This is a genomic window from Sinorhizobium fredii USDA 257, from assembly GCF_000265205.3.
GTDB classification, from domain to species: domain Bacteria; phylum Pseudomonadota; class Alphaproteobacteria; order Rhizobiales; family Rhizobiaceae; genus Sinorhizobium; species Sinorhizobium fredii_B.
In genome coordinates, this window is sequence record NC_018000.1 from 634,549 (window position 1) to 657,809 (window position 23,261).

Consider the following 23,261-nt stretch of genomic DNA (forward strand, 5'->3'; position numbering starts at 1 on the left):
ACGTTTCGCGCTTCCGGTCAGGCCCTCGGGGCGGCCGCCCGCTCGAGGCGGTCGACGATCGCTTCGCCGAGACCCTGGCGCGGGACCGGCCCGAAAGCGATACTCGCAGCGCCGCTCGCATCCGCCTTCTTCATATAATCGAAAAGATTGGCGGCCGCTTCCCTGAGATTGCCGCTGGGGCTGAGGTCGAGGACGATCGCCGCGGCGATCTCGCCGGGTAGCGCCTTGCCGCCGAAGCGGATCAGAGCCTCGCCTTCGCGGACGTCCTTGGCGTTGAGCCGAACCGCGGCGCCCGGCGCATAGTGCGAGGCAAGCATGCCCGGCGCTTCGATCGTGGCGCCCGCCGCTTCCGGTCGTTCGACGGGAAGGCCGGTCAACGCCTCGATCTCGGCCGCGTCGAGACCACCCGGCCGAAGCAGCCGGAGGCTGCCGTCCTCGACCTTGATGATCGTCGATTCGAGGCCGATCTCTGCAGGACCCGCATCCAGGATCAGTTTCAGCTTCGGCCCGAGGTCGACCTCCACATGCGTTGCGCTGGTCGGACTGATCCTGCCCGACGTATTGGCGCTCGGGGCCGCCAGCGGCCGGCCAAAGTGTCCAATCACCCGCCGGGAGAAACCCTCGGGCATGCGGATCCCGAGCGTGTCGAGCCCGGCGGAGGCCAGCGCATGCACGCCGCTTTCCGGTCGCTGCGGCAGGATCAGCGTCAGAGGTCCGGGCCAGAAGGCTTCCGCGAGGCGCCGGGAGATTTGATCGAACGCCACATGCGCTTCGGCCATTGCCATGTCGGAGACATGGCAGATCAGCGGATTGAAGCGCGGCCGGCCCTTCATCTCGTAGATGCGGCTGATCGCATCGGCATTGGTCGCATCCGCAGCAAGCCCGTAGACGGTTTCCGTCGGGATCGCGACCGGTTCGCCTTCTGAAAGCACGGCGCAGGCCTTTTCGATCGCTCGATCCGGTTCGTTGCGCGTATCGATGATTTCGGCCATGGCGGTTCCGATCCTTTCCGTCGCTTCCTTAACGGAGGAGGAGGGAAAACAGAAAGACTTTCTTCGCCGACGGGCGGGATCAGAGGCTCCGAATAACCCGCCGCAAAGCCTCGTCGCGTGCGCCGAGCATCAGGACGTTCTTGAGCGCCACTTTCGGGTCCTGCGTCCGGAAGATCAGCCCATTGCCGCGAACGTTGCGATTGATGGCCATTTGCCCAAGTTCGGAGTCCGGCGCGATGGCGACGGCGAAATACATGCGTGAATAGCTGGTTTGTATCCGTTCGAAGAAATGCGTCTCGTCCCCGAGGTCGGAGAAGAAGTTGGCGAAGTAGAAAGCCCAGGTGATTTCGCGCGATTGGTTGAGCTTCGCCTTAGCGGCTGTCACATGGCAATAGCCGAGGTGGGGGCTATCGGCGAGCGTCCGGTGGAAGATCATCTTCGGGAACTGGATGGAGGCGTGAAAGCCGTTGATCCGCTTGTGAGTCGTCTCTCCCGCCGCCTGCAATTTCTGGCCGGTTCTCTCGGCCACCTCTTCATGGGTCATGTAGCGGCGCTGCTCGGGCATCCACGGGCGGCGCCGGTCAAAGCGGCCGGTGCGCAGGAACTCCGTGTGGCCCGCCGTTTTCGGCGTCGGCGCCTGCGCTTTGCCGGAGGCGTCGTAGTATCTGAGCTTTGCCATCGACCTCTGTGTCACCTAGTCCGTCAAACGGATTGATCCGTCAGTGAACGCTAAATCACTATGGTTAACAGAGTATTTCGGGCGCCACACTGGCTGCTCCGCATCGCCTGTATGTCGCAAAATGGCCAGTTGTCTTCGCGGCGGGGATGGCGCGGTTAAGAAAAGCTTCAGCTGCTGAAATAGACATCTATCATCTTGTTTATTATAAAAAATGTGACGGACGTCTCCATGCGGCCGCGCGAAAATCTCTGTCGTCTTTCCGGAATGGAATGTCGCACACCGGCAATTGCCGAGCCGGGCTGCGCGCTTAGATTGGGATGCTCAAGGTGCCGCCTCTCAGAGGGGGCGGAGAATTGGGAAGCCGGTCAAATCCCGGCGCTGCCCCCGCAACGGTGGTGGAGTGAAAGCCACGGCAGAGAGCCACTGGACAGGTCGTCCGGGAAGGTGCCGGGCTGGTCCTTCGGGGACGACTCCAGAGCCCGGAAACCAGCCTTGGAGCGAAACGACCGTAACAGGTTGCGGCGGGCAGCCGGATCGGAGCTATGGCGTACGGCAAATCACCGGCGCGGTTCCTGTCCTGCCTGTCCGAAACAGGGCTAACGAGGACATGGGCATGGACACTCAGAATGAAATGCTGCGCAAGCTGAAGACCCGCCGCGAGGGCTACAGTCTCGACCGGGCCTTCTACATCGACCCGGACTATTACCGTCAGGACCTGGAGCATATCTGGTACAAGGACTGGCTCTTCGTCGGCCACGACTGCGAAATCCCGCGGCCTGGCAACTATTTCACCCTGCAGGTCGGCGACTATCCGATCGTCATCGTGCGCGATCGCCAGGGGGCAGTGCGGGCGCTGCATAATTCCTGTCGCCACCGCGGCTCGCGCGTTTGCACGCAGCACAAGGGCTCCTCGGCCAAGCTGGTTTGTCCCTATCATCAATGGACCTACGAACTGGACGGCAGGCTTCTCTTCGCCCGGCAGATGCCGGAGGATTTCGATCCCGCCCAGCACAGTCTGAAGCCGGTGCATTGTGAAACGGTCGGCGGCTATATCTTCGTCAGTCTCGCCGAGCAGCCGATGGATTTCCAGCCGTTCCGCGACACGGTCGCCAGCTATCTCGCACCGCATCGCCTCGGCGAAACCAAGGTCGCATATGAGAGCACCATCGTCGAGAAGGGCAACTGGAAGCTCGTCTGGGAAAACAATCGCGAGTGCTACCATTGCGCCGCCAATCACCCGGAACTCTGCCGCACCTATCCGGAGGCTCCGACAGTGACCGGCGTCCAGGGCGCCATGGACGACCCCGAAATCGGTGCCCATTGGGAAAGATGCGAAGCGGCGGGACTGCCGAGCGCCTTCAGGATCGGACCGACCGGCCAGTTCCGCATGACGAGAATGCCGCTGATCAACAGGGCCGAGAGCTATACGATGTCCGGCGAGAAGGCCGTCCGCAAAGAGCTTTCCGCCGGCGTCAGCGCCAAGGGCATCGGCACGCTGCTTCTCTTCCACTATCCGACGACCTGGAACCACATCCTCGGAGACCACGCGATCACCTTCCGCGTGCTGCCGCTCGGGCCGGAACTGACGCAGGTGACCACCAAATGGCTCGTCAACAAGGATGCGGTCGAGGGGGTCGACTATACGCTCGAGGACCTCACCCATGTCTGGACGGAGACCAACGATCAGGACCGGCAGATCGTCGAGGAAAACGCCTTCGGCATCCGCTCGCCGGCCTATGAGCCGGGTCCCTATTCGGCCGAACACGAGGGCGGCGTGATGCAGTTCGTCGACTGGTATTCGCGCTTCATGGTGGATCGCCTCCAGGGCAAGTCCTCTCCTTTGTCGCGGGTGGCCTGACCATGGAAATGGCCCGTTCCTTTCATCATTTCGATGAGCTTCATCCCTGGATCGACCGCCAGCACCTGCTTGAATGCACCTCCGTGGTCGCCGAGACCGCGGATGTGATGACCTTCACCTTCCGGTCGGACAAGCCGGCCTGGTTCCGCTACCTACCCGGGCAGTTCGTGACGCTGGAACTGCCTGTCGGGGAAGAGCCGGTCTTTCGCACCTATACGCTGTCGTCCTCGCCGTCCCGCCCACTCTCCGTGGCGGTGACGGTCAAGGCCCAGCCGGGCAGCATCGGCACGCGCTGGATGTTCGACAATCTGAAGCCAGGTGTCGTGCTGAAAGCGCTGGGTCCGCTTGGCGATTTCAGCTTCGTTCGCCATCCGGGCGAAAAATATCTTTTCATCTCGGCCGGCTCCGGCATCACGCCGATGATATCGATGACCCGCTGGATGGCGGATTGCGCTCCGGATACGGATGTCACCTTCATCTCCTGCGCCCGGCAGCCGGAAGACCTTCTGTTCAAGTCGGAACTCGAGGTCCTGGCGCGCCAGATGTCGCGTCTCAATCTCGGCTTCCTGGTGGAGGGGCACGAAGCACGTCACGGCTGGCACGGCCTGCGCGGCCGCATCGATGCGGCGAAGCTGCCGCTGCTTGCGCCGGATTTTCTGGAGCGAACGGTCTTCTGTTGCGGCCCCGAGCCCTTCATGCGGGGGGTCCGGGAGATGCTGAAGGGGGCTGGTCTCGACATGGCCCGCTACCATCAGGAAAGCTTCCAGCCGGCAGCAGCCCCCGCGGCGGAGGAACTCGCCATTCGCGCCGGACCGGCGGGGAGCGCCGGGGCCGAGGCGGCGCGGGTGACTTTCACCATGAGCGGCAAAGAAGTCTCGGCCGTCCCGGGCCAGACGATCCTGCAGACGGCACGCGCCAACGGTGTGCGGATCGGCGCGGCCTGCGAGGGGGGCATTTGCGGCACGTGCCGCGTGCTGAAGATCGCCGGCGATGTCGAGATGAACCACAATGGCGGCATTCTCGATGACGAGGTCGATGAGGGCTATATCCTCGCCTGCTGCTCGCGGCCCGTCGGCGACGTTCAGATCGAGGCATAAGTCGTTCTGCCGCTGGCCAGGTCAGCGACGCTTCGGCTGATTTGGCAACTCCGCCTCGGCAGCCTTTATGCTGATCGAACCGGTGACCGTTGCGTCGACGCCGGTGCCCGATCCGCTGTCGGCCTGGGCCCGGCTGATGAGCAAGGGCTTTGCGAGCGGGACGGAGGTCGCCGCGCTGGCTGCCGGCGCCCTGCCGACTTTTGCGGAGGCGATGACGGTGACAATCGGCGGCTTCTCCGGGAGGAGGGAGCCATGTGCCCACACCTTCTTCAGCGCTGAAGCGCTCATCGCAGCGACGTTCACGTCGATGTCGTTGAGCGTGCCCGGGACGCGATAGGGGCAGCGCTTCTTGCCGCAATTATGGGACGACGAGAACTGCCACAGCGCGTAGCCGTCCCAGTTGCCCATAGGAAAGACGTCGCGAATGTCTGGCTTGTAGCGGGCATACCAGAGCGGCAGGCGGGAGAGCAGCCGGTGCTGGGAGCGGCTGGCGGCGATCTGTTTTGCGGTGATGTGGTTGGTGTAGAGGATCGGGTAGCGCCCGGTGCGGGCCTTGATGTGGCCGGCAAAAATCGCGGCGTCCTCGAGCGACATGTAGTTCGCGGGATCGATGCCCTCGATGTCGAGGACCATCAATTCGTCCTCGCGCGGTTCCGCATAGTCGAGGAAGTGATTGGCCTGGTCGACAGGATTGCCCGGTCGCGCCAGGTGGTAGGCGCCCCATAAGAGGCCTTGCGAGCGGGCGATCATCCGGCGCGTCTGATAGAGTTCCCGGCTGACCGCGTATTTTCGCCACATGGTCTTGCAGTGGGCGACGGTGTCTCCGCCGTGATCGCCGGTGCAGGTAAAGCTTTCCGGAAGGCCGTCGGAAGCTTTCGCGATGAACCCCGCGATGCGCTTGTCCTTCAGCATCGCTTCCCAATCGATGCTGTTCAACTCGTAGGCGTCGACGATGATAGCGTTCTGCCGCTCTTTCCACGGCTCGACGTCTGCGGCGCGTGCGTTCGCCACCGCAAAGGTCAGGCCTACAAGGGCCGCCAGGCGCAAGATCATCCCCGAGATCGAGATTCCCCGCTTTTCCATTCTCTGAGATTGCCGACTTTGCGTTAAAGGGTCGTAAATCTCAGCCCCTTGAGCCAATCTGCGCGAGAGCGCCGCTCCTGTACACTGACCAGTGGCGGTAAAGCGCCTCCGAACTCGGCTCTGGATTGCAGGCGAACCGCGGCAGCCGGTGGTGACCCGGTCTAAAGGATGCCGATGCGCTTGAGGATAAACCAGGCCAGTCCCATGGAGGAGGCGATGATTAGCCCCGCGAAAAGCGTGCCGCCGCCATCGGAGAAGGGCAGGGCACCCGTGTTCATGCCGAAGAATCCGGTGACGAGCGTCGGCGGCAGCAGGAAGGCGGTCATCAGCGACAGAATGTAGAGGTGACGATTGGTCTCCGAGGAAATCTTGCTGTCGATCTCCTCGTGCAGCAGCCTGGCGCGCTCCTGAAGCGCAAAGACGTCGCGATCGACCGCCTCCAGCCGATCCGAAAGCCGCTCGGCCACGTCGATGAAACCCGGCGGCACCTCGTCCTCATCGGACGCGGCGGCGCGCCGCAGCAGGGCAAGGATCGTCCGCAGATGCCGATGCAGCCGCACCACGGTTCGGCGCAAGGGCGCCAGCCCGGGCTGCTGCCGGTGTTCCGCTTCGCCATAAACGCGATCCTCGATGACGTTCAACTCCTCCGTCAATTCGAGCACCAGCGTGATCAGCGTCCGCTGGAACTCGACGACGAGCATTTCGAAGAGATCGATCGGCCGGCCGCATTTGGTGCTTTTCTCGACCGCCGCCTTGACGCGGTCGATGCTTCTCAACGGATGCAGGCGGGTGGTGACGATCATCCGGTCGCTGACAGCAAAATGCAGCCATCCAATCGTCTTGGTCATCGTGTCGAATGTCCGTTCGAAATCGACAAGCGTCCCGTAGACGACGTCCTCGGCAACGGTGATCGCCGCCTGGGTGTCATGGCTGGTGAGGGTTGCGATCGCTGCCGGCGGAAGATTACTGATGCGCTCGATCAGCGCCGGCGTGCGCGCATCGCTCAGCGCCAGATGCAGCCAGACCCAGCCGTCTCCCGCCTGCAGGCTGTCGACGGGGGAGTCGGTCGCGATGCGCAGGCAACGGCTTTCTCCGGGCGGGAACCGGTAGGCCCAGACGAGGCCGGGTATCTCGGGAGAAATCAGGTTCATTGCAGCACCGTGACTGGGGCCATGCGCCATGGCTTCTATTCGCCCTTGATGACAGTTTTGTTACATTTCCGTCACTGCCGCGGCGGCCTAGAATTGGCGTTGACGTTGACGTTTACGTAAAAACAAATAGTGTGCAGCGCAGGAAGCATGCCGACGCGGCCTCGACCACGGCTGCAAAGGGAGGAGCACCATGTACAAGGCACCGGTCGACGAGATCGCATTCACCCTGAAACACGTAGCCGGCATGGCCGATGCCGTGAACACCGGCGTCTTCGGCGAACTCGGTGAGGATCTCGTCGATGCGATCCTGTCTGAAGCCGGCCGTTTTGCGACCAAAGAGGTGGCGCCACTCGGCGAGGTGGGCGACCGGCAGGGGTCACGGCTTGTCGACGGAGCGGTCAAGACGCCGGAGGGCTGGCGCGATCTCTACCGTAGCTGGATTGACGGCGGCTGGAACGGCCTGACGGCGCCCGAGGCCTTCGGCGGCCAGGACCTTCCGCACATGCTGCACGTCGCAGCCATGGAGATGTGGAACAGCGGCTCCATGGCTTTCGCGCTCGGTCCGACGCTGACCATGGGCGCGATCGAGGCGCTGGAGAAGCATGGTTCCAATGCCTTGAAGGCGACCTTCCTGTCGAAGATGGTCTCCGGAGAGTGGATGGGGACGATGAACCTGACCGAGCCGCATGCCGGCTCAGATCTGGGCGTGCTCAAGACGCGCGCCGAGCGCCGCGCCGACGGAACCTATCGTATCTTCGGCCAGAAGATCTTCATCACCTGGGGCGAGCACGACTTCACCGACAACATCGTCCACCTTGTCCTGGCGCGCCTGCCGGATGCGCCTGTCGGCACGAAGGGTATTTCGCTGTTTCTCGTGCCGAAGTTCCTCGTCAATGAGGACGGCTCGCTCGGCGCCCGCAATGATCTCTTCTGCCATTCGCTTGAACACAAGCTCGGCATCCATGGTTCGCCGACCTGCACGATGATCTACGGCGACGGCAGGTTCGGCGATGAGAAAGGCGCAATCGGCTATCTGGTCGGCGAGGAAAACCGCGGGCTTGCCTGCATGTTCACGATGATGAACAACGCTCGCCTCGCCGTCGGCATGCAGGGCGTCGCGATCGCCGAGGCGTCTACCCAGAAGGCAATCGCCTATGCCAGGGAGCGCACCCAGGGCCGGGCGCCCGGCTGGAATGGTGCGGGCATGAGCCCGATTATCGAACATCCGGATGTCGCCCGCACGCTGCTGACGATGAAGGCGCTCACCCAAGGCTCGCGCGCCATCGCCTATGCTTGCGCTCATGCCGTCGACATGGCGCATGCCAGCCACGGCGACGAGACCCGCCATTGGCAGGAGCGCTCGAGCCTGCTGACCCCGATCGCCAAGTCCTTCGCCACCGATGCCGGTGTCGATGTCGCTTCCATGGGCATTCAGGTGCATGGCGGCATGGGCTTCATCGAGGAAACGGGCGCGGCCCGTTACTTGCGCGACGCCCGCATCGCGCCGATCTACGAAGGAACCAACGGCATCCAGGCGATCGACCTCGTCACCCGCAAGCTGCCGCTCTCCAAAGGCGGCCAGGTGCGCGGCTTCATTGGCGAGCTTCGTGAGATCGCCGCCGCCGTCGGCGCCTCGAACAGGCAGAGCTTCGGCCAGACTGCCGCGCGGCTGGAGGCGTCGATCGCCGAACTCTCCGAGGCGACGGAATGGCTGCTTGCAGCGCTCGGTGAAGGACGAACCGTCGATGCCCTTGCCGGCGCGACGGCCTATCAACGCCTCTTCGGCCTGGTGCTGACCGGTGTCTATCTCGCCAGGGGCGGCCTGGCGGAGGCCGGCGACGGGAAAGAGGAGGCGCGCATCGCCCTCTGCCGGTTCGCTGCGGAGAACCTGCTCGCCGAAACGGCGGCGCTCAAGGATCGTGTCGTCAGCGGGGCGGAGAGCCTCGCCGCCGCGCGTGCCATTCTCGACTAATGCATGTCGCCCAAAAGTGTGCAGCGGTTTTGGGATGACGACATGCATAAAAACAAGGATCTAAAGCGCGCCGCATGAATTCGTTTGAATGCGACGCGCTTTAGCACGGGATGGGTGTGCGCGGGCTTGCCGCCCGCGTGCCTCTTCTTAACCACAAAGGGAACCTCATGACCGATCATGTGCTTGTCGAACGTCCGGAGGCCTATCCCGGCGTACAGGTGATCCGCTTCAACCGGCCGGACAAGAAGAACGCCATCACGCGCGAGATGTACGCGAAGATGACGAATGCCTTGACGGTCGCCGGGTCGGACGCGGCGATCCGCGCCACCGCATTTCTCGGCACAAATGGCTGCTTCTCGGCCGGCAACGACATGAACGATTTTCTTGCCTTCGCCATGGGCGGGAGCATGGGAGGCGAGGTCCTCGATTTCCTTCGGGCCCTGGCGAGCGCGACGAAGCCGGTGGTTTCCGGGGTTGACGGCCTGGCGATCGGCATCGGCACGACGATCCATCTCCACTGTGACCTGACGGTTGCCTCCGCCCGGTCGGTGTTCAAGACGCCCTTCGTCGATCTGGCGCTCGTTCCGGAAGCCGCCTCGAGCCTCATCGCACCGCGCCTCATGGGCTATCAGCGGGCCTTCGCGCTGCTTGCCGCCGGCGAGCCGCTCGAGGCGGCCGATGCGCTTCAGGCCGGGCTGGTCTGGAAAATCGTTGGCGAGAACACGGTCGAGGAGGAAACGCTGTCGCTTGCCTCGCGTCTTGCCAGGAAGCCGCCAGAAGCGCTGCGCATCGCCCGTGATCTGATCCGCTGCGACCGAAAAGAAGTCCTCGCGCGAATCGACGAGGAAGCCGAGCACTTCGCGGCGCAACTGAAGAGTGCCGAGGCGCGAGCGGCATTCGAGGCCTTCATGCGCCGGTAAGGGCGTTCACGACTGCCTCCGGCACCCTAAAATTGCACATATGAATATTAATCGCTTCTTAAATACCGCTCGATAGCGTGCGGCCGCAGTAGGTCCCTCCTCGAGGCCGCATAGCTTTTTTGCATTTGCAGAGCGCATGGCGCTTCGGTGAGGTCTCCCGGCCGCATGACGCATGGCCGGCTCTGCCTTCGCGGCATGTCCAATCGTTCTCCCGCAAATTCCTGTCGCCGCGGCGTCCGTCGGCGCGCGGAAGAATCCATCACGAGCTGTTGTCCGGCAAGGCTTGCCGGCCGCTTCCAAGGAGCCCACCCTTGTCCAAACCATCGAACCTGATGACGCGCATCCTCGTTGCCGCGTCCTGCGTCGTTGTCGGCGCCTTCGCCGGCTTTTCCGTCTACATCGACACGCTCCAGCACGGCACGACGACAAAGGCCGTCGAAGAGAACATCTCCGCTTCCGGCAAGCAGGCAGCCCAAAGTGTCGCCAATTGGTTGAACGGCCGCGTGACGCTCACCGCCATGGCCGCCGATGCTGCGGCCCGCGCAAACGACGAGGCTGCCATCCTCGGCGCGCTCAAGAACGACGTCCTGACCGGCGAGTTCATGTCAACCTATGTCGGTAACGAGGGCGGCAAGTTCATCACCTGGCCGGAGATGAAGCTGCCGGAGGGCTATGACCCGCGCCAGCGTCCCTGGTATCAGCAGGCGGTCAAGGCCGATGCCCGCGTGCTCACCGAACCCTATATCGATGCCTCGAGCGGCGACCTGATCATCAGCGCGGCCGTGCCGGTCAAGCACGATGGCAAGCTCTATGGTGTGGCTGCCAGCGACTTCTCGCTGAAAACCCTGGTCTCCATGATCACCAACATCGACGTCGGTGGCGAAGGTTTCGCCTTCCTGGTGAGCAAGGACGGGCAGATTCTTGTTCATCCGGATGCGAAGCTCGTGACGAAGGCGCTGGCCGATGCCTTCCCGGTCGCTACACCTTCGATCGGCAGTAGCATCGTGCACACCGAACTCGGTGGTAAGCCGATGCTCGTCAGTTTCGTGCCGGTCCAGGGGCTTCCCTCGGTAGAATGGTATATCGGCTTCGTCCTCGACGCGGATGCCGCCTATTCGGCGATCGGCCAGTTCCGCGTCGCCGCGACCGTGGCAACGCTTCTCGCCGTCGGGGTCATGATCGCCTTCCTTGCCACCCTACTCAGCCGGCTGGTGATCCGTCCGGTGACGCAAATGACCGGTGCCATGGAAAAGCTCGCCGCCGGCAATCTCGACGTTGCCATCCCCGGCGAGGAGCGCCGCGACCAGATCGGCTCGATGGCTGCAGCCGTCGCCGTCTTCCGTGCCAATGCGCTCGAGCGGGTGCGGCTCGAGGACGAGGCGCATGCCAACCGGTCGCTCTCCGAGCGCGAACGCCTCGATCGCGAGGCGCAGAAGGCCCGCGACGCTGCCGAAGTGCAGCACGCCGTGGAAGCGCTGGCGGCCGGCCTCGGCCGGCTGGCCGGCGGTGATCTCGCCTACCGGATCGACAGTCCTTTCGCCGATCGTCTCGATCGGCTGAGGGCCGATTTCAACAACTCCGTCGCCAAGCTGCATGACGCGCTCTGCGCCGTCGGCGCCAATGCCCGTGCTATCGACGCCGGTGCGAGCGAGATCCGTTCGGCCGCCGACGATCTTGCCCGCCGCACCGAGCAGCAGGCCGCCTCCGTCGAGGAAACCGCAGCCGCACTCGAAGAGATCACCACGACCGTAAAGGACTCGGCCCATCGTGCCGAAGAGGTAGGCGGTCTCGTCGCCCGCACTCGCGCCGGCGCGGAGAAATCCGGCGAAGTGGTGCAGAATGCGGTCGAGGCCATGCACGCCATCGAGAAGTCGTCGGGCGAGATCTCCAACATTATCGGCGTCATCGACGACATCGCCTTCCAGACCAATCTCCTGGCGCTGAACGCCGGCGTCGAGGCGGCGCGAGCAGGCGAGGCCGGCAAGGGCTTTGCCGTCGTCGCCCAGGAAGTGCGCGAACTCGCCCAGCGTTCGGCCAATGCCGCCAAGGAGATCAAGGCGCTGATCACTACCTCCGGCCACCAAGTCCGCTCCGGCGTGTCACTGGTCGGCGAAACCGGCCGGGCGCTTCAGGCGATCGTCGCCGAGGTCCAGGAGATCAACAAGCATGTGAGTGCGATAGTCACAGCGACGCGCGAACAGTCGACCGGTCTTCAGGAGATCAACACGGCGGTCAACACGATGGACCAGGGCACGCAGCAGAACGCGGCCATGGTCGAGGAACAGACGGCGGCAAGTCACGGGCTGGCGCAGGAAGCCGCCGCGCTCAATGCGCTGCTTGCGCAGTTCAAACTGGGCGATGTGCAGACGCCCACGAGCCTCGCCCACGGCCGGCGGCGCTACGCGGCCTGACGGACTGTTCCAGGAGTGAGAGGCCCGGTCATGCGCCGGGCCTTTCTCATTTTTCGAGCGTCGCAACCGCCTCGACATGCGCCGACCAGAGGAACTGGTCGATCGGCGTAACCGATGTGATGCGGTAGCCGGCGATAACCAGGATCGAGAGATCCCTCGCGAGTGTGGTCGGGTTGCAGGAGACCGCGGCAACCTTCTTCACGCCGGATCGGGCGAGCTCGTGGCATTGGACCTCGGCGCCGGCCCGCGGCGGATCGAAGACAACCGCGTCGAAGACTTTCAGCTCCTGCGCCATCATCGGCCGACGGAAAAGGTCGCGCTTCTCGACCGTTACCGGCTTCAGGCCTTGCGTATTGCGGGCCGCGAAGTCGAGCGCCTTCACCGCCTTGTCCTCGCCCTCCACGGCGTGCACGCGCGCCGATCGGGCGATCCGGAGTGCAAAGGTGCCGACGCCGGCGAAAAGATCGGCCACGCGCTTCGCCTTGCCGATGTGGTCGAGGACGAGTCGCGCCATCGCCTCCTCGGCCGGCCGCGTCGCCTGTGTGAAGGCACCGGGCGGCGGCGAGACTGACACGCCGCCGAAATCGATTAGCGGCTTGACCGGCTCGATGATGATCTCCCCGTTCAGGCTGACGCGGGCAATGCCGCGCTCGCCGAGAACGGCCTCGACGGTCGAACGCCGCTGCCGGTCGTTGAGCTTGATGTCTTCGAAGGCGAGGTCGAGTCCCGTGTCGGTCTCGAGCACGGTGATCCGGAACGGTTCGGCGCTCGACACCATCGCTGCCGCAATTTTGCGGATTGTCGCGAGCCGCGAGACGATGCCCGGGCTCGTGATGGGACATTCGCCGATCGCGACGATATGGTGGCTTTGCGCCTGGTTGAAGCCGAGCAGCAGTTCCTTTTCCGTCTGCCGGGCCGTGAACACGGCGCGCCGCCGCTCGCCGGGCCGCGCTATGACGAGCGGCGCCACCGCCGGGGCAAGCCCCTTCGACTTCAAGGCGTCGATGACGAGATTGCGCTTGAAGGCATGATAGAGCGCGTCGGAGGCATGCTGCAGGGTGCAGCCGCCGCAGGTGCCGTTGACGCCATCGGGACCGAAGTGACGGCATTTCGGTTCGACGCGCTCCGGCGAGGCCTGCTTCAGCGAAATCAGCGTGCCATGCGTCTTGTTAACGGCAAGCGCAACGGTCTCGCCGGGCAGGGTGAACGGTGCAAAGACCGGGCCTTCCTCGGTCTGGGCGATGCCGTCGCCCTGCGCGCCGAGACGGTTGATGGTGACGATCCCGGTGCTCATGGCTTCAGCCCTGCAAGCAGAAACTCCTTGTTGCCGTCGCCGCCGGCAATGGGTGAGGGGATGAGGCCGCGGCCCTGCCAGCCCATGTCTTCCACCAGCCAGCGTTCGAGTTCGGCCGCGACAGTCGGGGCGCTCTCGGGATCCTTGAGGAGCCCGGCCTTGCTGATCGCCTCGCGTCCGGCCTCGAACTGCGGCTTGACGAGCAGGATGCAATGGGCGCCAGGCTCGGCGAGCGATAGCGCCGGCGGCAGTGCGAGCTTCAGCGAGATGAACGAAACGTCGGAGACGACGAAGCTGATCGGCCGGTTGCCGATGTCGTGTGCCGTCATCGCCCGGGCGTTCAGTCCTTCGATATTGGTGACGCGCGGGTCTTCCGCGACGCGCGGATGCATCTGCCCGTGGCCGACATCGACGGCAACGACATGGGCGGCGCCGTGCTTCAACAGCACCTCGGTAAAGCCGCCCGTCGAGGCGCCGACGTCAAGGCAGGTCTGACCGGTCGGATCGAAGCCGAAATGGTCAAGCGCGGCAACGAGCTTCAGCGCCGCGCGGGAGACATAGGCCTGCGCCGGGTCGTCGATGGAAATCTCGGCGGTTTCGGCAAACGTGGCGGCCGGCTTGGTCACCGTGTTCCCGTCGACCCGGACGGTTCCCCGTTGGATCGCGTCGCGCGCCCGGGCGCGGCTCGCCACCAGGCCTTTGTTCAGGACCAGCTGGTCGAGGCGGATCATGCTGTGCTTGCTATCGGACATGGGCCGTCATCGCCCGTCGGGCGACACATTGCAAGGGAGTTCGGTAAGATCTGTTCTATCTAGCCTGCCGCGCCGAGGCCGACGGACTGCTTCTGGCCGAGGGCCTTGAAGACGGTCGAGACGATGCCGGCCCGATCGAGGCCAGCGCTGGCGTACATGGATTCCGGCTTGGCCTGTTCCATCCAGATGTCCGGCAAGACCATCGGCCGCACCTTGAGCCCGCCATCGAGCAGGCCTTCTTCCGCAAGGAAGTGCAGCACGTGGCTGGCGAAGCCGCCGATGGCGCCTTCCTCAATGGTAATCAGCACCTCGTGATGACGGGCAAGCTGGCGGATCAGTTCCTGGTCGAGCGGTTTGGCGAAACGTGCATCGGCAACCGTCGTCGAAAGGCCGGCGGCATCCAGGTCCTCGGCCGCCAGCAGACAGTCGGCGAGCCGCGTCCCGAACGAAAGCAGCGCCACCTTCGTGCCTTCCTTGATGATCCGTCCCTTGCCGATCTGCAGGATTTCGCCGCGCTCCGGGAGTTCGACCCCGACGCCCTCGCCGCGCGGGTAGCGGAAGGAGATCGGTCCGTCATCATAGGCCGCGGCGGTGCGCACCATGTGCTTCAATTCCGCCTCGTCGGCCGCCGCCATCACCACGAAGCCCGGCAGCGAGGCGAGATAGGTCGTATCGAAGGAGCCGGCATGGGTCGGCCCGTCGGCACCGACGAAGCCGGCGCGGTCGATCGGGAAACGCACCGGCAGGCCCTGGATCGCCACGTCGTGCACGACCTGGTCATAGGCACGCTGCAGGAAGGTCGAGTAAAGTGCCGCGAAGGGCTTGTATCCTTCCGCCGCAAGGCCGGCGGCGAAGGTCACGGCATGCTGCTCGGCGATACCGACGTCGAAGCAGCGCGACGGATGCACGGCTGCAAACCTGTCGAGACCGGTACCGGACGGCATGGCGGCGGTGATCGCGACAATCTTGTCGTCGAGGCTTGCCTCCTGCACGAGCGCATCGGCAAACACGGACGTATAGGCCGGCGCGTTCGGCTTTGCCTTCGCCTGGGCACCAGTGATCACGTCGAACTTGTTGACGCCGTGGTATTTGTCGGCGGCCGCTTCTGCCGGCGGATAGCCCTTGCCCTTCTGCGTCACCACATGGATCAGCACCGGTCCGCGCCTATTGTCGCGGACGTTGCGCAGAACCGGCAGCAGATGGTCGAAGGAGTGACCGTCGATGGGGCCGATGTGGTAGAAGCCCATTTCCTCGAAGAGCGTTCCGCCGGTGACGTAGCCGCGGGCATGCTCGACGGCGCGGGTGATCGCCCGGTCGACCGTCTTGCCGAGATAGGCGGTGAGCTTCTTGCCGACCTCGCGAATGCCCATATAGGTCCGCCCGGACGCCAGCCGCGCCAGATAGGCGCTCATCGCGCCCGTCGGCGGGGCGATCGACATGTCGTTGTCGTTGAGGATGACGATGAGGCGGGCGTCGAGAGCCCCGGCATTGTTGAGCGCTTCATAGGCCATGCCGGCCGACAGCGCACCGTCGCCGATCACCGCAACGACGTTGCGGCTCTTGCCGTCGAGATCGGCGGCGACCGCCATGCCGAGGCCGGCGGATATCGAGGTCGAGGAATGCGCCGCGCCAAAGGGATCGTACTCGCTCTCGGCGCGCCGCGTGAAGCCGGACAGGCCGCCCTCCTGACGCAGGGTGCGGATGCGGTCGCGTCGCCCGGTCAGGATCTTGTGCGGATAGCATTGATGACCGACATCGAAGATCAGCCGGTCATGCGGCGTGTCGAAGACCTTGTGGATGGCGATCGTCAGTTCGACGACGCCCAGGCCGGCGCCGAGATGGCCGCCGGTGCGCGACACCGCATCGATCATTTCCGCGCGCAATTCGCTCGCCAGCTGCGGCAGGTCCTTGTCGTCGATCTTCTTCAGATCATCGGGGACATCGACCTTGTCGAGCAACGGGGTCGCCGGCATCGGATTGGTTGGCAGTTGTGTCACGCTGCGTGCCTCGTGCGCGCCAAAGGCGGGGGCGCGCGAATTGTTGATGAGTTCCGTAAGGATGGCTGTTTAGACGCAATCCTCGTTGAATGCAAAAATTAGGCTTTCCTGCGTCTTCAACCAAGACCCAGACGAAAAATTAGCTAGAAGGCAAGGGGATGAACTCTTCCTCGTCCCCCGGCACGATATCGAAGCGGCCGCTTCGCCATTCTTCCTTCGCCTTGTCGATGCGCTCCTTGGATGATGACACGAAGTTCCACCAGATATGACGCGGCGAGCCGAGTGCCGCGCCGCCGAAGAGCATGACGTGACAGCCGGATGGCCCCGCAGTGATGGTGATCTCGTCCCCGGGCCGAAAGACGAGAAGCTGGTTGTCGGCGAAATGGTCGCCCGCGATGACCGCTTCGCCCGAGAGAATATAGATGGCGCGTTCTTCCCAATGGGCGGCAAAGGGAGCGCTGCGGCCGGCCTCGATCGACAGGTCCACATAGATCGTATCGGTGAAAGCAGAGACGGGCGAGGCGGCGCCTTCGAAGCGGCCGATGACGACTCGCGCGCGGACGCCGCCCTCGGCAAGATGCGGCAGCATGCGCTCCTCGGTGTGTGCGAAGACCGGATCGACCTCTTCCTTGTCGTCGGGCAAGGCCAGCCAGGTCTGCAATCCGGACAGCGAGCGTTCCTGGCCGCGCTGGTTTTCCGGCGAGCGCTCGGAATGCACGATGCCGCGGCCCGCCGTCATCAGGTTCACGTCGCCGGGACGGATCACCATTTCGGTACCGAGACTGTCGCGATGCTTGATCTCGCCGTCGAAGAGATAGGTGACCGTCGATAGGCCGATATGCGGATGCGGGCGGACGTCGATCGCCTGTCCGGCGCGCAGCAGCGCCGGTCCCATGCGGTCGAAGAAGATGAACGGGCCGACGAGCCGGCGCCGCGCCGTCGGAAGTGCCCGGCGCACCTCGAGGCCGCCGATATCGCTGGTGCGCGGGATGATCAGATGCTCGATGGCGTCACAGGCCGGCTTGTCGCCGGCGAGCGGATCGGGACCGGGAAAGAAGGACATGGCAATCGCTCCGTTTGTGGGCGTTTCCGCGTGAGGCTATCCCCGATCCCATCCTCCTGGTAGAGCTGACTTGAAGACGCTGCGTTTCCGCGACGTTCACTGTTCCGCGTCGAGCGGCTCGACGCCTTGGGGCTTGCCGTTGCGGTCGAGGCGGATTTTCTCGATGCGGTCCTCTGCAGCCTTCAGCAGCGTCTCGCAATGCTTCTTGAGGGCTTCGCCGCGCTCATAGATTTCGATCGACTTGTCGAGCGCGACATCGCCGCGTTCGAGGGCCGAGACGATCCGTTCCAGCTCCTCGACCGCCTGCTCGAAGGAGAGGGCAGAGACGTCCGGCTGCGCATTGTTGTTGTTCATCGATTACCCTCTCATCAGTCTCATTATGTGCATGGCCGCCGATTCGGCGAGACCCTGCAGGTCATAGCCGCCCTCGAGCATGCTGACCACTCGGTTGCCGGCGCTCTTGCCGGCGGCCTCCATCAGTCGTCCGGTCGCCCAGTCGAAGTCCTCCGCCACGAGGTTGATCTGGGCCAGGGGATCGCGGTAATGCGCGTCGAAACCGGCGGAGATGAGCACCAGGTCTGGGCGGAAATTGTCGAGAGCGGATAGCACGCGGGTCCTGAAAGCGTCGCGGAAATGTTCGCTGCCGCTGTTGGGGGAGAGCGGCGCATTGACGATATTGTGCTTGACACCCGTCTCTTCCTTGGCGCCGGTGCCCGGATAGAGCGGCATCTGGTGGGTGGAGCAGAAGAGCACCGACGGGTCGTTCCAGAAGATGTCCTGCGTGCCGTTGCCGTGGTGTACGTCCCAGTCGACGATGGCGACTCGTTCGACGCCGTGGGCCTTCTGCGCATAGCGCGCGGCGATCGCAATCGTGTTGAAGAAGCAGAAGCCCATCGCCTTGTTCTTCTCGGCGTGGTGGCCCGGCGGGCGCGCCGCGACGAAGGCGTTGTCGGCCTCGCCGACGAAAACCGCGTCGATGGCCGCGACGGCGCCGCCGATCCCGGTGAGCGCCGCCTCGAAGCTTGACGGGCTCGCATAGGTGTCGGCTTCGATCTGGCTAATGTCGTCGTCCGGGACTGCCCGGGCGATCGACCGAAGGTGCTCCTCCGTATGGGCGAGCAGCACCAGTTCCTCGCTGCCCCTCGATGCCTCGACACGCTTGAGCGGCGCGAAATTCGGATGCTCCAGCGCGAGGTTCAGCGCCCTCAGCCGGTCCGGGCGCTCCGGGTGCCCCTCCGGAACTTTGTGCTCCTGGAAGAGCGCATTTTCATAGAGATGCGTGGTCATCCGCGGAAAGCTAGTGCGCGCGACTGTCAAAATCCATGGCCGCCACCGCAAAAGTACCGATTTTCAACAGCGCGGATCGAGCAGGATCTTGCCGTTGCGAAGCGGATCAGCCTGGTGCGCCAAGGCCTCGCCCAGCCGGCTCAACGGGTAGGTTGCGGCGACCGGGCTGGCGAACAGCCCGTCACGGAGGCCCGCGAAGCTTCTGGCAAAGGCGGCTTCGAGTGCTTCGCGCCCGGCGGAGTGGACCCAGGTCCTCAGCCACAGGAAGGCGAAGCGAACGTCCGCACGGGCGGCGATCGCCGCCTGCGGGACAGGAATGCCGCTCAGGGCGCCGTACTGGATAAAGGTCCCGCCCGGATGGAGGGATCGGACGATCAGTTCGGCCGCTAGCGTCCCGCCGACGGCATCGAGGACGGCGTCGAACCGCGTCCCTGCCGGTAGATTGCTGCCGTCGGCAACGATGGTCGGATATTCCTCACTGACGCGGCTGCGGCTTTCTTCGCTGCGGAGAATCGCCGTGGGCGCCAAACCTTCCAGAGCAAGCAGCTTCATCAGCATCCCGCCGATCGCCGAGCCTGCCGCCGTCACGCCGACGCTACGGCCAGCGAGAGAGCCAAAATGCATGCGCAGGGCCTCGACGAGCCGCAGCGCCGTCAGGGGATTGACGTAGCTCATCGCCGCCTCGGCGTCGCTCAGGTCGTCCGGCACTAAAAAACACCAATCGGCCGGGCGGACGAGGAGTTGCTGCCATAGCCCGCTGGCGCCGATCGGAATGACCCGGTCTCCGGGTTTCAGGTGTTCCACGCCCGCTCCGACGCGGCAGACGACGCCGACGCCCTCGAAGCCGGGCACGAAGGGCAGGTCGGTGCGGGCGCGATAGGCGCCGGTGACGGGGATCAGATCCGAGGGGTTGATCGCCGCAAGCGAGATTTCGACCTCGACCTCGCCGGCCGCCGGGTCGACGCGGGCGGCGTCGACAAGCTCGATGACTTGTTCGGGATCGCCAAACTGTCTAACGAGGGTGGAGCGCATGTAAGAGGCCTCGCATGGACGGCACAGAGCGGGAAAATGTCACGGAAGTCCGCATTCCGTTTCGCGATATAGACATGCATGGCCACATGCACAATGCGGCCTACTACGCGCATGCCGAGGCGGCACTCGCCAATCTCTGGCGCCATCGGCCGCAGATGAAGGACGAGCCGGCCTATCTGGTGCGCCGCTCGGCCTGCCTCTTCCATCGCGGCTTGCGCTTCGACGAGCCGGCCCGTTTCATTGTATCCGTCGCGAAGATCGGCGGCAGCTCGGTGAGCTTTGCCGTGCGCGTCGAGGCCGTCGGCCACCTCGCGGCGGAGGTCGAGATCGTCTGGGTCGCCGTCGAGCGTGCTCGCCATCAGCCGGTGCCGTTGCCGGCCGCGACGCGCGACTGGCTCGCCGGCTACACGGCGTGACCGAGCTTGAGCGTGCGGAAATGGGCGACGACGCCCATGCCGCCTCCGACCCCCATCATCACCAGACCCTCGCTATCCGTTGCGGCGGTGAGCATTTGCGAAAACAGCCTGCCGACGAGAATCGCGCCGGAAGCCCCGTAGGGATGGCCGAGCGCAATCGCACCGCCATCGCGATTGACGCGTTCCGATGGGATATCGAGCTGGTGGAGACTGCCGAGGACCTGTGAGGCGAAGGCCTCGTTGAACTCGATGAATTCGATATCGGCGACGTCGAGCGCCGGATTGCGGGCACGAAGCCTCGCCATTGCCGGGATCGGACCGAGGCCGAGCAGGTTGGGATCGACGCCCGCCGTCGCCGCATCGACGAATTCGAGAGCAAAGGGCGCGCCAAGCCGGCGCGCTTCGGCGAGCGACGTCACCAGCACGATTGCCGCGCCGTCGTTGATCGGGCAGGAGTTGCCGGCGGTGACGGTGCCGTCCTTGACGAAGACCGGCTTCAGCCGGGCAAGCGTCTCGGCCGAGGCGTTGACGCGGGGGCACTCGTCGCTGGCGATGAGGCCGGCCGGTGTCGGAACCGGGACGATCTCGCGCGCGAAGCGGCCCGCAGTCTCGGCCGCCACGGCACGGCGATGACTTTCGAGGGCAAACTGGTCCTGGCGCTGGCGCGAGATGCCGCAGGCGGTGGCGACGTTCTCCGCGGCGACCCCCATATCGGGATCACCGATGAGATCGGGAGCCATGCGCGCGCGCTTCACCGGTTGGAGTTCCTCGCCACGCGCCAGTGGCGGGCGAAGCCGGATATGCGCACGGCTGGCGCTTTCGGTGCCGCCGGCGAGAAAGTACCGCCCGGCGCCGGCCTGGATCTGCCGTGCTGCAAGGACGATCGCTTCGAGCCCGGAGCCGCACTGGCGGTCGACGGTCACGCCGGGAATGGAAACCGGCAAGCCGGCTTCGAGAGCAGCAAGACGAGCGAGATTGCCGGCGCTGTTTGCGGCGTTGCCGAGAAGCACGTCGTCGATCTCGTTCCGGTCGATACCGGTGTCCGTGACGATCCTGTCGAGCAGCAAGGCGGCAAGGGTTGCCGGCTCGATCGTCGCAAGGCTGCCGTTGACGCGGCCGATCAGGGTGCGCAGCGCCGCGATGACGACCGGGGTGCGAGCGGGATCAGAAGAGCCGTTCAAGGACACCGTTTCCCTCCGCGATCCATTGCCGCAGTTGACCGGCCGCAATCTTGCCGGAGGCGGTCATCGGCATCTCCCGGCAGAACCAGATCTTGCGCGGGTGTTTGTAGCGCGGCAGGGCGGCAGCAAGATGACGCTCGAGCGCCTCACGTTCGAACGTACCAACGTTCGGCTGGATGACTGCTGCAAGCTCGCTGCCGAGATCCGGATGATCGAGACCGAAGACCAGCACCGCGCTTACCCCGGCGGCGCTCATGATCGCGGCCTCGACTTCGGAGGGATAGATATTGTTGCCGCCGGAAAGCACCATGCCGCCGGCGCGGCCGATCAGATGCAGGGTGCCGTCCTCATCGAGAAAACCGAGGTCGCCGACGGTTGCGAGCCGTCCCTGGCGGCGAAAGCCGACGCCGTCGCCGCCAGGGATGTAGCCGTCCGATATCAGCGCGCTTTCGACGAAGATCGTCCCGGTTTCCCCCGGCGACAAGCTATTGCCGTGATCGTCGAGGACGGCCAGCCGGACGCCAGGGAATGCCTTGCCCACCGCGGTCGCCGCGTGACGATCGTCTGCGCCGGCGACGGTGATGAAGCCAAGTTCCGATGCGCCGTAATATTCGGTCACTTCAGCCGTCGGGAAGGTGCTGGCGGCAGCGCTCCGGTCCGCCGGCGTGAGCTTGGCGCCGGCGACGGTGATCTTTTCGACGGAGGTCAATGCAGCGCCTTCGGCCTGTTCGCAAAGCCGCCGCAGCATTGTCGGCACCAGCACCAGGCGTTTTGCATCGGCGCCGCCAATAACTTCGAGCGCCTGGCGCGGCTGGAAATGACGTGCGCCGATGAATTCGGCCCCCGCCGCAAGGCTCTCGACAAGCGCGTAAAGTGCCAGTCCGTGTGCCAGAGGTCCGGGCGCGTAGGTCGTCGTTTCCGGTCCAATGCCGAAGAAATTCCGACCAGTTTCGAGGCTGAGGCGCCAGGATCTTCGGTCGCGGATGATCGCCTTCGGCTCGCCGGTGGTGCCGGAGGTGAAGACGACGAGAAAAGGTTCCGCCCGGTCGCCGACGCGAATCGGTGACGAACCGTCGAAGGCCTCTAGTGCATGCGTTTGCCCGGCGGAGGGCACGTCCAGTTGCAGAAGATCGCCGTCCGCGCGGATGACGATCTCCGGCCGCAGTTTTTCCGTCATCCGCCGGCGCGTCGATTCCGGCAGGTGCGGATCGACGACCGCGGCACAATTGCCGCCCGACGTTGCGGCGATGAAGGCCGCGGCAAAGAGCGGGTGATTGCCGGTTTCGAGGGCAATCAGCCGCACGCGGCCGGAAAGCACGCTGTGCCCGGTTGCGTGCAAGGCCGATTGTTCGATCGCATGGAGAATGTGGCCTGCCGCGGCAGCAAGCTCGCCGAATGTGAAAACCCGGCCCTCCATGCGGAAGGCCGGGGCGTGCGGGCGCTCGCCCGCATGCAGCATTATGGCGCTCGCAAGCGGCATCGCGTCAGGCGCGGGCCGGCAGCAGCGGGTAGCCGGCGTAGACGGCGCGGGCGGCGAGCGTCGCGATCGCCGCCTTGAGGAGATCGCCCGGAATGAACACGAGCGAACCGGTCGCGGCGGTCATCAGCGGCGTGCCGGTAACCGCGGAGAGCCACGGAACGCCGATCGCGTAGAGGACGACGATGCCGCCGATCACCGAGGCGAGGAAGAAACCGACGAACTGGCGCCCTTCCGAATTCCCCGGCTGTACGAAGCGCTCGGCGATCAGCCCGGTGACGTAGGCGGCGACCGCCCAGCCGAGGATGAAGCCGCCCGAGGGGCCGGCGAAGACGGCGAGCCCACCGCGGCCACCCGACAGCACCGGCAGGCCGATGGCGACCAGCAGGATGAACAGCAGGAACGATAGCGCGCCGCGTCTTGCGCCGATGATGCAGCCGGCGAGCATGACGCCCATGGATTGCGCCGTGATCGGAACGGGGATGAAGCCGAGCGTGATCGGCGGGATGAGGCCGAGCACGACGACGATTGCGGCGAAGAGCGCAATGAGGACGAGGTCTCTGGTGTTCATGTGGTCCTACCCTTTATTAGAAAGCGCG

The 23,261-nt window shown here is 64.7% G+C and carries 20 protein-coding genes and 1 riboswitch; of the genes, 6 read left to right on the forward strand and 14 right to left on the reverse strand.

Annotated elements, in window-relative coordinates; genetic code table 11:
- Window positions 1-17: 17 nt before the first annotated feature.
- Entirely contained in the window at window positions 18-992 is a 975-nt protein-coding gene (locus USDA257_RS02850) for an L-threonylcarbamoyladenylate synthase (protein ID WP_014761368.1), read from the reverse strand.
- 79 nt (window positions 993-1,071) lie between these two features.
- Window positions 1,072-1,671 carry a DUF6656 family protein gene (locus tag USDA257_RS02855; RefSeq protein WP_014761369.1) on the reverse strand — a complete coding sequence of 200 codons (600 nt, stop codon included), beginning with the start codon at window positions 1,669-1,671 and terminating at the stop codon, window positions 1,072-1,074.
- A gap of 307 nt (window positions 1,672-1,978) precedes the next feature.
- Window positions 1,979-2,180: riboswitch (cobalamin riboswitch) on the forward strand.
- Window positions 2,181-2,284: 104 nt separating this feature from the next.
- Here USDA257_RS02855 and USDA257_RS02860 point away from each other — a divergent pair.
- Window positions 2,285-3,529, forward strand: a complete 1,245-nt coding sequence (locus tag USDA257_RS02860; protein ID WP_041413871.1) for an aromatic ring-hydroxylating oxygenase subunit alpha — start codon at window positions 2,285-2,287, stop codon at window positions 3,527-3,529.
- 2 nt (window positions 3,530-3,531) lie between these two features.
- Window positions 3,532-4,626, forward strand: coding sequence for a hybrid-cluster NAD(P)-dependent oxidoreductase (locus USDA257_RS02865; RefSeq protein WP_014761372.1), 1,095 nt, complete (start codon window positions 3,532-3,534; stop codon window positions 4,624-4,626).
- Between the two features lie 21 nt (window positions 4,627-4,647).
- On the opposite strand, the gene USDA257_RS02870 is transcribed toward USDA257_RS02865, so the two are convergent.
- Together USDA257_RS02870 and USDA257_RS02875 are read right to left on the reverse strand one after the other, a co-directional pair.
- On the reverse strand, window positions 4,648-5,709 hold the full coding sequence (locus USDA257_RS02870) for a glycoside hydrolase family 25 protein (protein ID WP_041413872.1): 1,062 nt from the start codon (window positions 5,707-5,709) through the stop codon (window positions 4,648-4,650).
- A 161-nt stretch (window positions 5,710-5,870) separates the two neighbouring features.
- On the reverse strand, window positions 5,871-6,860 hold the full coding sequence (locus USDA257_RS02875; protein ID WP_041413873.1) for a transporter: 990 nt from the start codon (window positions 6,858-6,860) through the stop codon (window positions 5,871-5,873).
- Between the two features lie 190 nt (window positions 6,861-7,050).
- Here USDA257_RS02875 and USDA257_RS02880 point away from each other — a divergent pair, with 190 nt between their 5' ends.
- From USDA257_RS02880 to mcpU, 3 genes are all read left to right on the forward strand, one after another.
- Window positions 7,051-8,832 (forward strand): acyl-CoA dehydrogenase, encoded by a 1,782-nt coding sequence (locus tag USDA257_RS02880; RefSeq protein WP_014761375.1) that lies wholly within the window; start codon window positions 7,051-7,053, stop codon window positions 8,830-8,832.
- A 167-nt stretch (window positions 8,833-8,999) separates the two neighbouring features.
- Complete coding sequence (locus tag USDA257_RS02885; RefSeq protein ID WP_014761376.1) at window positions 9,000-9,752, forward strand: crotonase/enoyl-CoA hydratase family protein; 753 nt, start codon at window positions 9,000-9,002, stop codon at window positions 9,750-9,752.
- A gap of 311 nt (window positions 9,753-10,063) precedes the next feature.
- On the forward strand, window positions 10,064-12,163 hold the full coding sequence (mcpU, locus tag USDA257_RS02890; RefSeq protein ID WP_014761377.1) for a methyl-accepting chemotaxis protein McpU: 2,100 nt from the start codon (window positions 10,064-10,066) through the stop codon (window positions 12,161-12,163).
- A 46-nt stretch (window positions 12,164-12,209) separates the two neighbouring features.
- Here the strand turns inward: mcpU and USDA257_RS02895 are convergent, their stop codons facing one another.
- The 7 genes from USDA257_RS02895 to USDA257_RS02925 all read right to left on the reverse strand — a co-directional run bounded on the left by USDA257_RS02895 (window position 12,210) and on the right by USDA257_RS02925 (window position 19,588).
- On the reverse strand, window positions 12,210-13,457 hold the full coding sequence (locus USDA257_RS02895; RefSeq protein ID WP_014761378.1) for a class I SAM-dependent RNA methyltransferase: 1,248 nt from the start codon (window positions 13,455-13,457) through the stop codon (window positions 12,210-12,212).
- Window positions 13,454-14,209: a TlyA family RNA methyltransferase gene (locus tag USDA257_RS02900; protein WP_014761379.1), complete on the reverse strand. Its 756-nt coding sequence runs from the start codon at window positions 14,207-14,209 to the stop codon at window positions 13,454-13,456. Before USDA257_RS02900 ends, USDA257_RS02895 begins: the two co-directional genes overlap by 4 nt.
- Before the next feature lie 59 nt (window positions 14,210-14,268).
- On the reverse strand, window positions 14,269-16,182 hold the full coding sequence (gene dxs / locus USDA257_RS02905) for a 1-deoxy-D-xylulose-5-phosphate synthase (RefSeq protein ID WP_041413874.1): 1,914 nt from the start codon (window positions 16,180-16,182) through the stop codon (window positions 14,269-14,271).
- A 163-nt stretch (window positions 16,183-16,345) separates the two neighbouring features.
- The gene (locus USDA257_RS02910; protein ID WP_014761381.1) at window positions 16,346-17,269 is read right to left on the reverse strand and encodes a pirin family protein; all 924 of its coding nucleotides are present in this window, start codon (window positions 17,267-17,269) and stop codon (window positions 16,346-16,348) included.
- 96 nt (window positions 17,270-17,365) lie between these two features.
- Entirely contained in the window at window positions 17,366-17,623 is a 258-nt protein-coding gene (locus USDA257_RS02915; RefSeq protein WP_014761382.1) for an exodeoxyribonuclease VII small subunit, read from the reverse strand.
- 3 nt (window positions 17,624-17,626) lie between these two features.
- Complete coding sequence (locus USDA257_RS02920) at window positions 17,627-18,556, reverse strand: histone deacetylase family protein (protein WP_014761383.1); 930 nt, start codon at window positions 18,554-18,556, stop codon at window positions 17,627-17,629.
- A gap of 63 nt (window positions 18,557-18,619) precedes the next feature.
- Entirely contained in the window at window positions 18,620-19,588 is a 969-nt protein-coding gene (locus USDA257_RS02925) for a zinc-dependent alcohol dehydrogenase family protein (RefSeq protein WP_014761384.1), read from the reverse strand.
- Window positions 19,589-19,602: 14 nt separating this feature from the next.
- Between USDA257_RS02925 and USDA257_RS02930 the strand changes: the two genes are divergently transcribed.
- The gene (locus USDA257_RS02930; RefSeq protein WP_014761385.1) at window positions 19,603-20,004 is read left to right on the forward strand and encodes an acyl-CoA thioesterase; all 402 of its coding nucleotides are present in this window, start codon (window positions 19,603-19,605) and stop codon (window positions 20,002-20,004) included.
- On the opposite strand, the gene USDA257_RS02935 is transcribed toward USDA257_RS02930, so the two are convergent.
- The 3 genes from USDA257_RS02935 to USDA257_RS02945 are packed head-to-tail and all read right to left on the reverse strand — an operon-like array spanning window position 19,992 to window position 23,233.
- Complete coding sequence (locus USDA257_RS02935; protein ID WP_041413875.1) at window positions 19,992-21,185, reverse strand: thiolase family protein; 1,194 nt, start codon at window positions 21,183-21,185, stop codon at window positions 19,992-19,994. The two genes, USDA257_RS02930 and USDA257_RS02935, sit on opposite strands and share 13 nt — an antisense overlap.
- A complete protein-coding gene (locus USDA257_RS02940; RefSeq protein WP_014761387.1) occupies window positions 21,169-22,665 on the reverse strand; it encodes a class I adenylate-forming enzyme family protein in 1,497 nt (498 codons plus the stop codon). Before USDA257_RS02940 ends, USDA257_RS02935 begins: the two co-directional genes overlap by 17 nt.
- A 4-nt stretch (window positions 22,666-22,669) precedes the next feature.
- Window positions 22,670-23,233, reverse strand: a complete 564-nt coding sequence (locus USDA257_RS02945) for a biotin transporter BioY (protein WP_014761388.1) — start codon at window positions 23,231-23,233, stop codon at window positions 22,670-22,672.
- Between the last annotated feature and the right edge of the window lie 28 nt (window positions 23,234-23,261).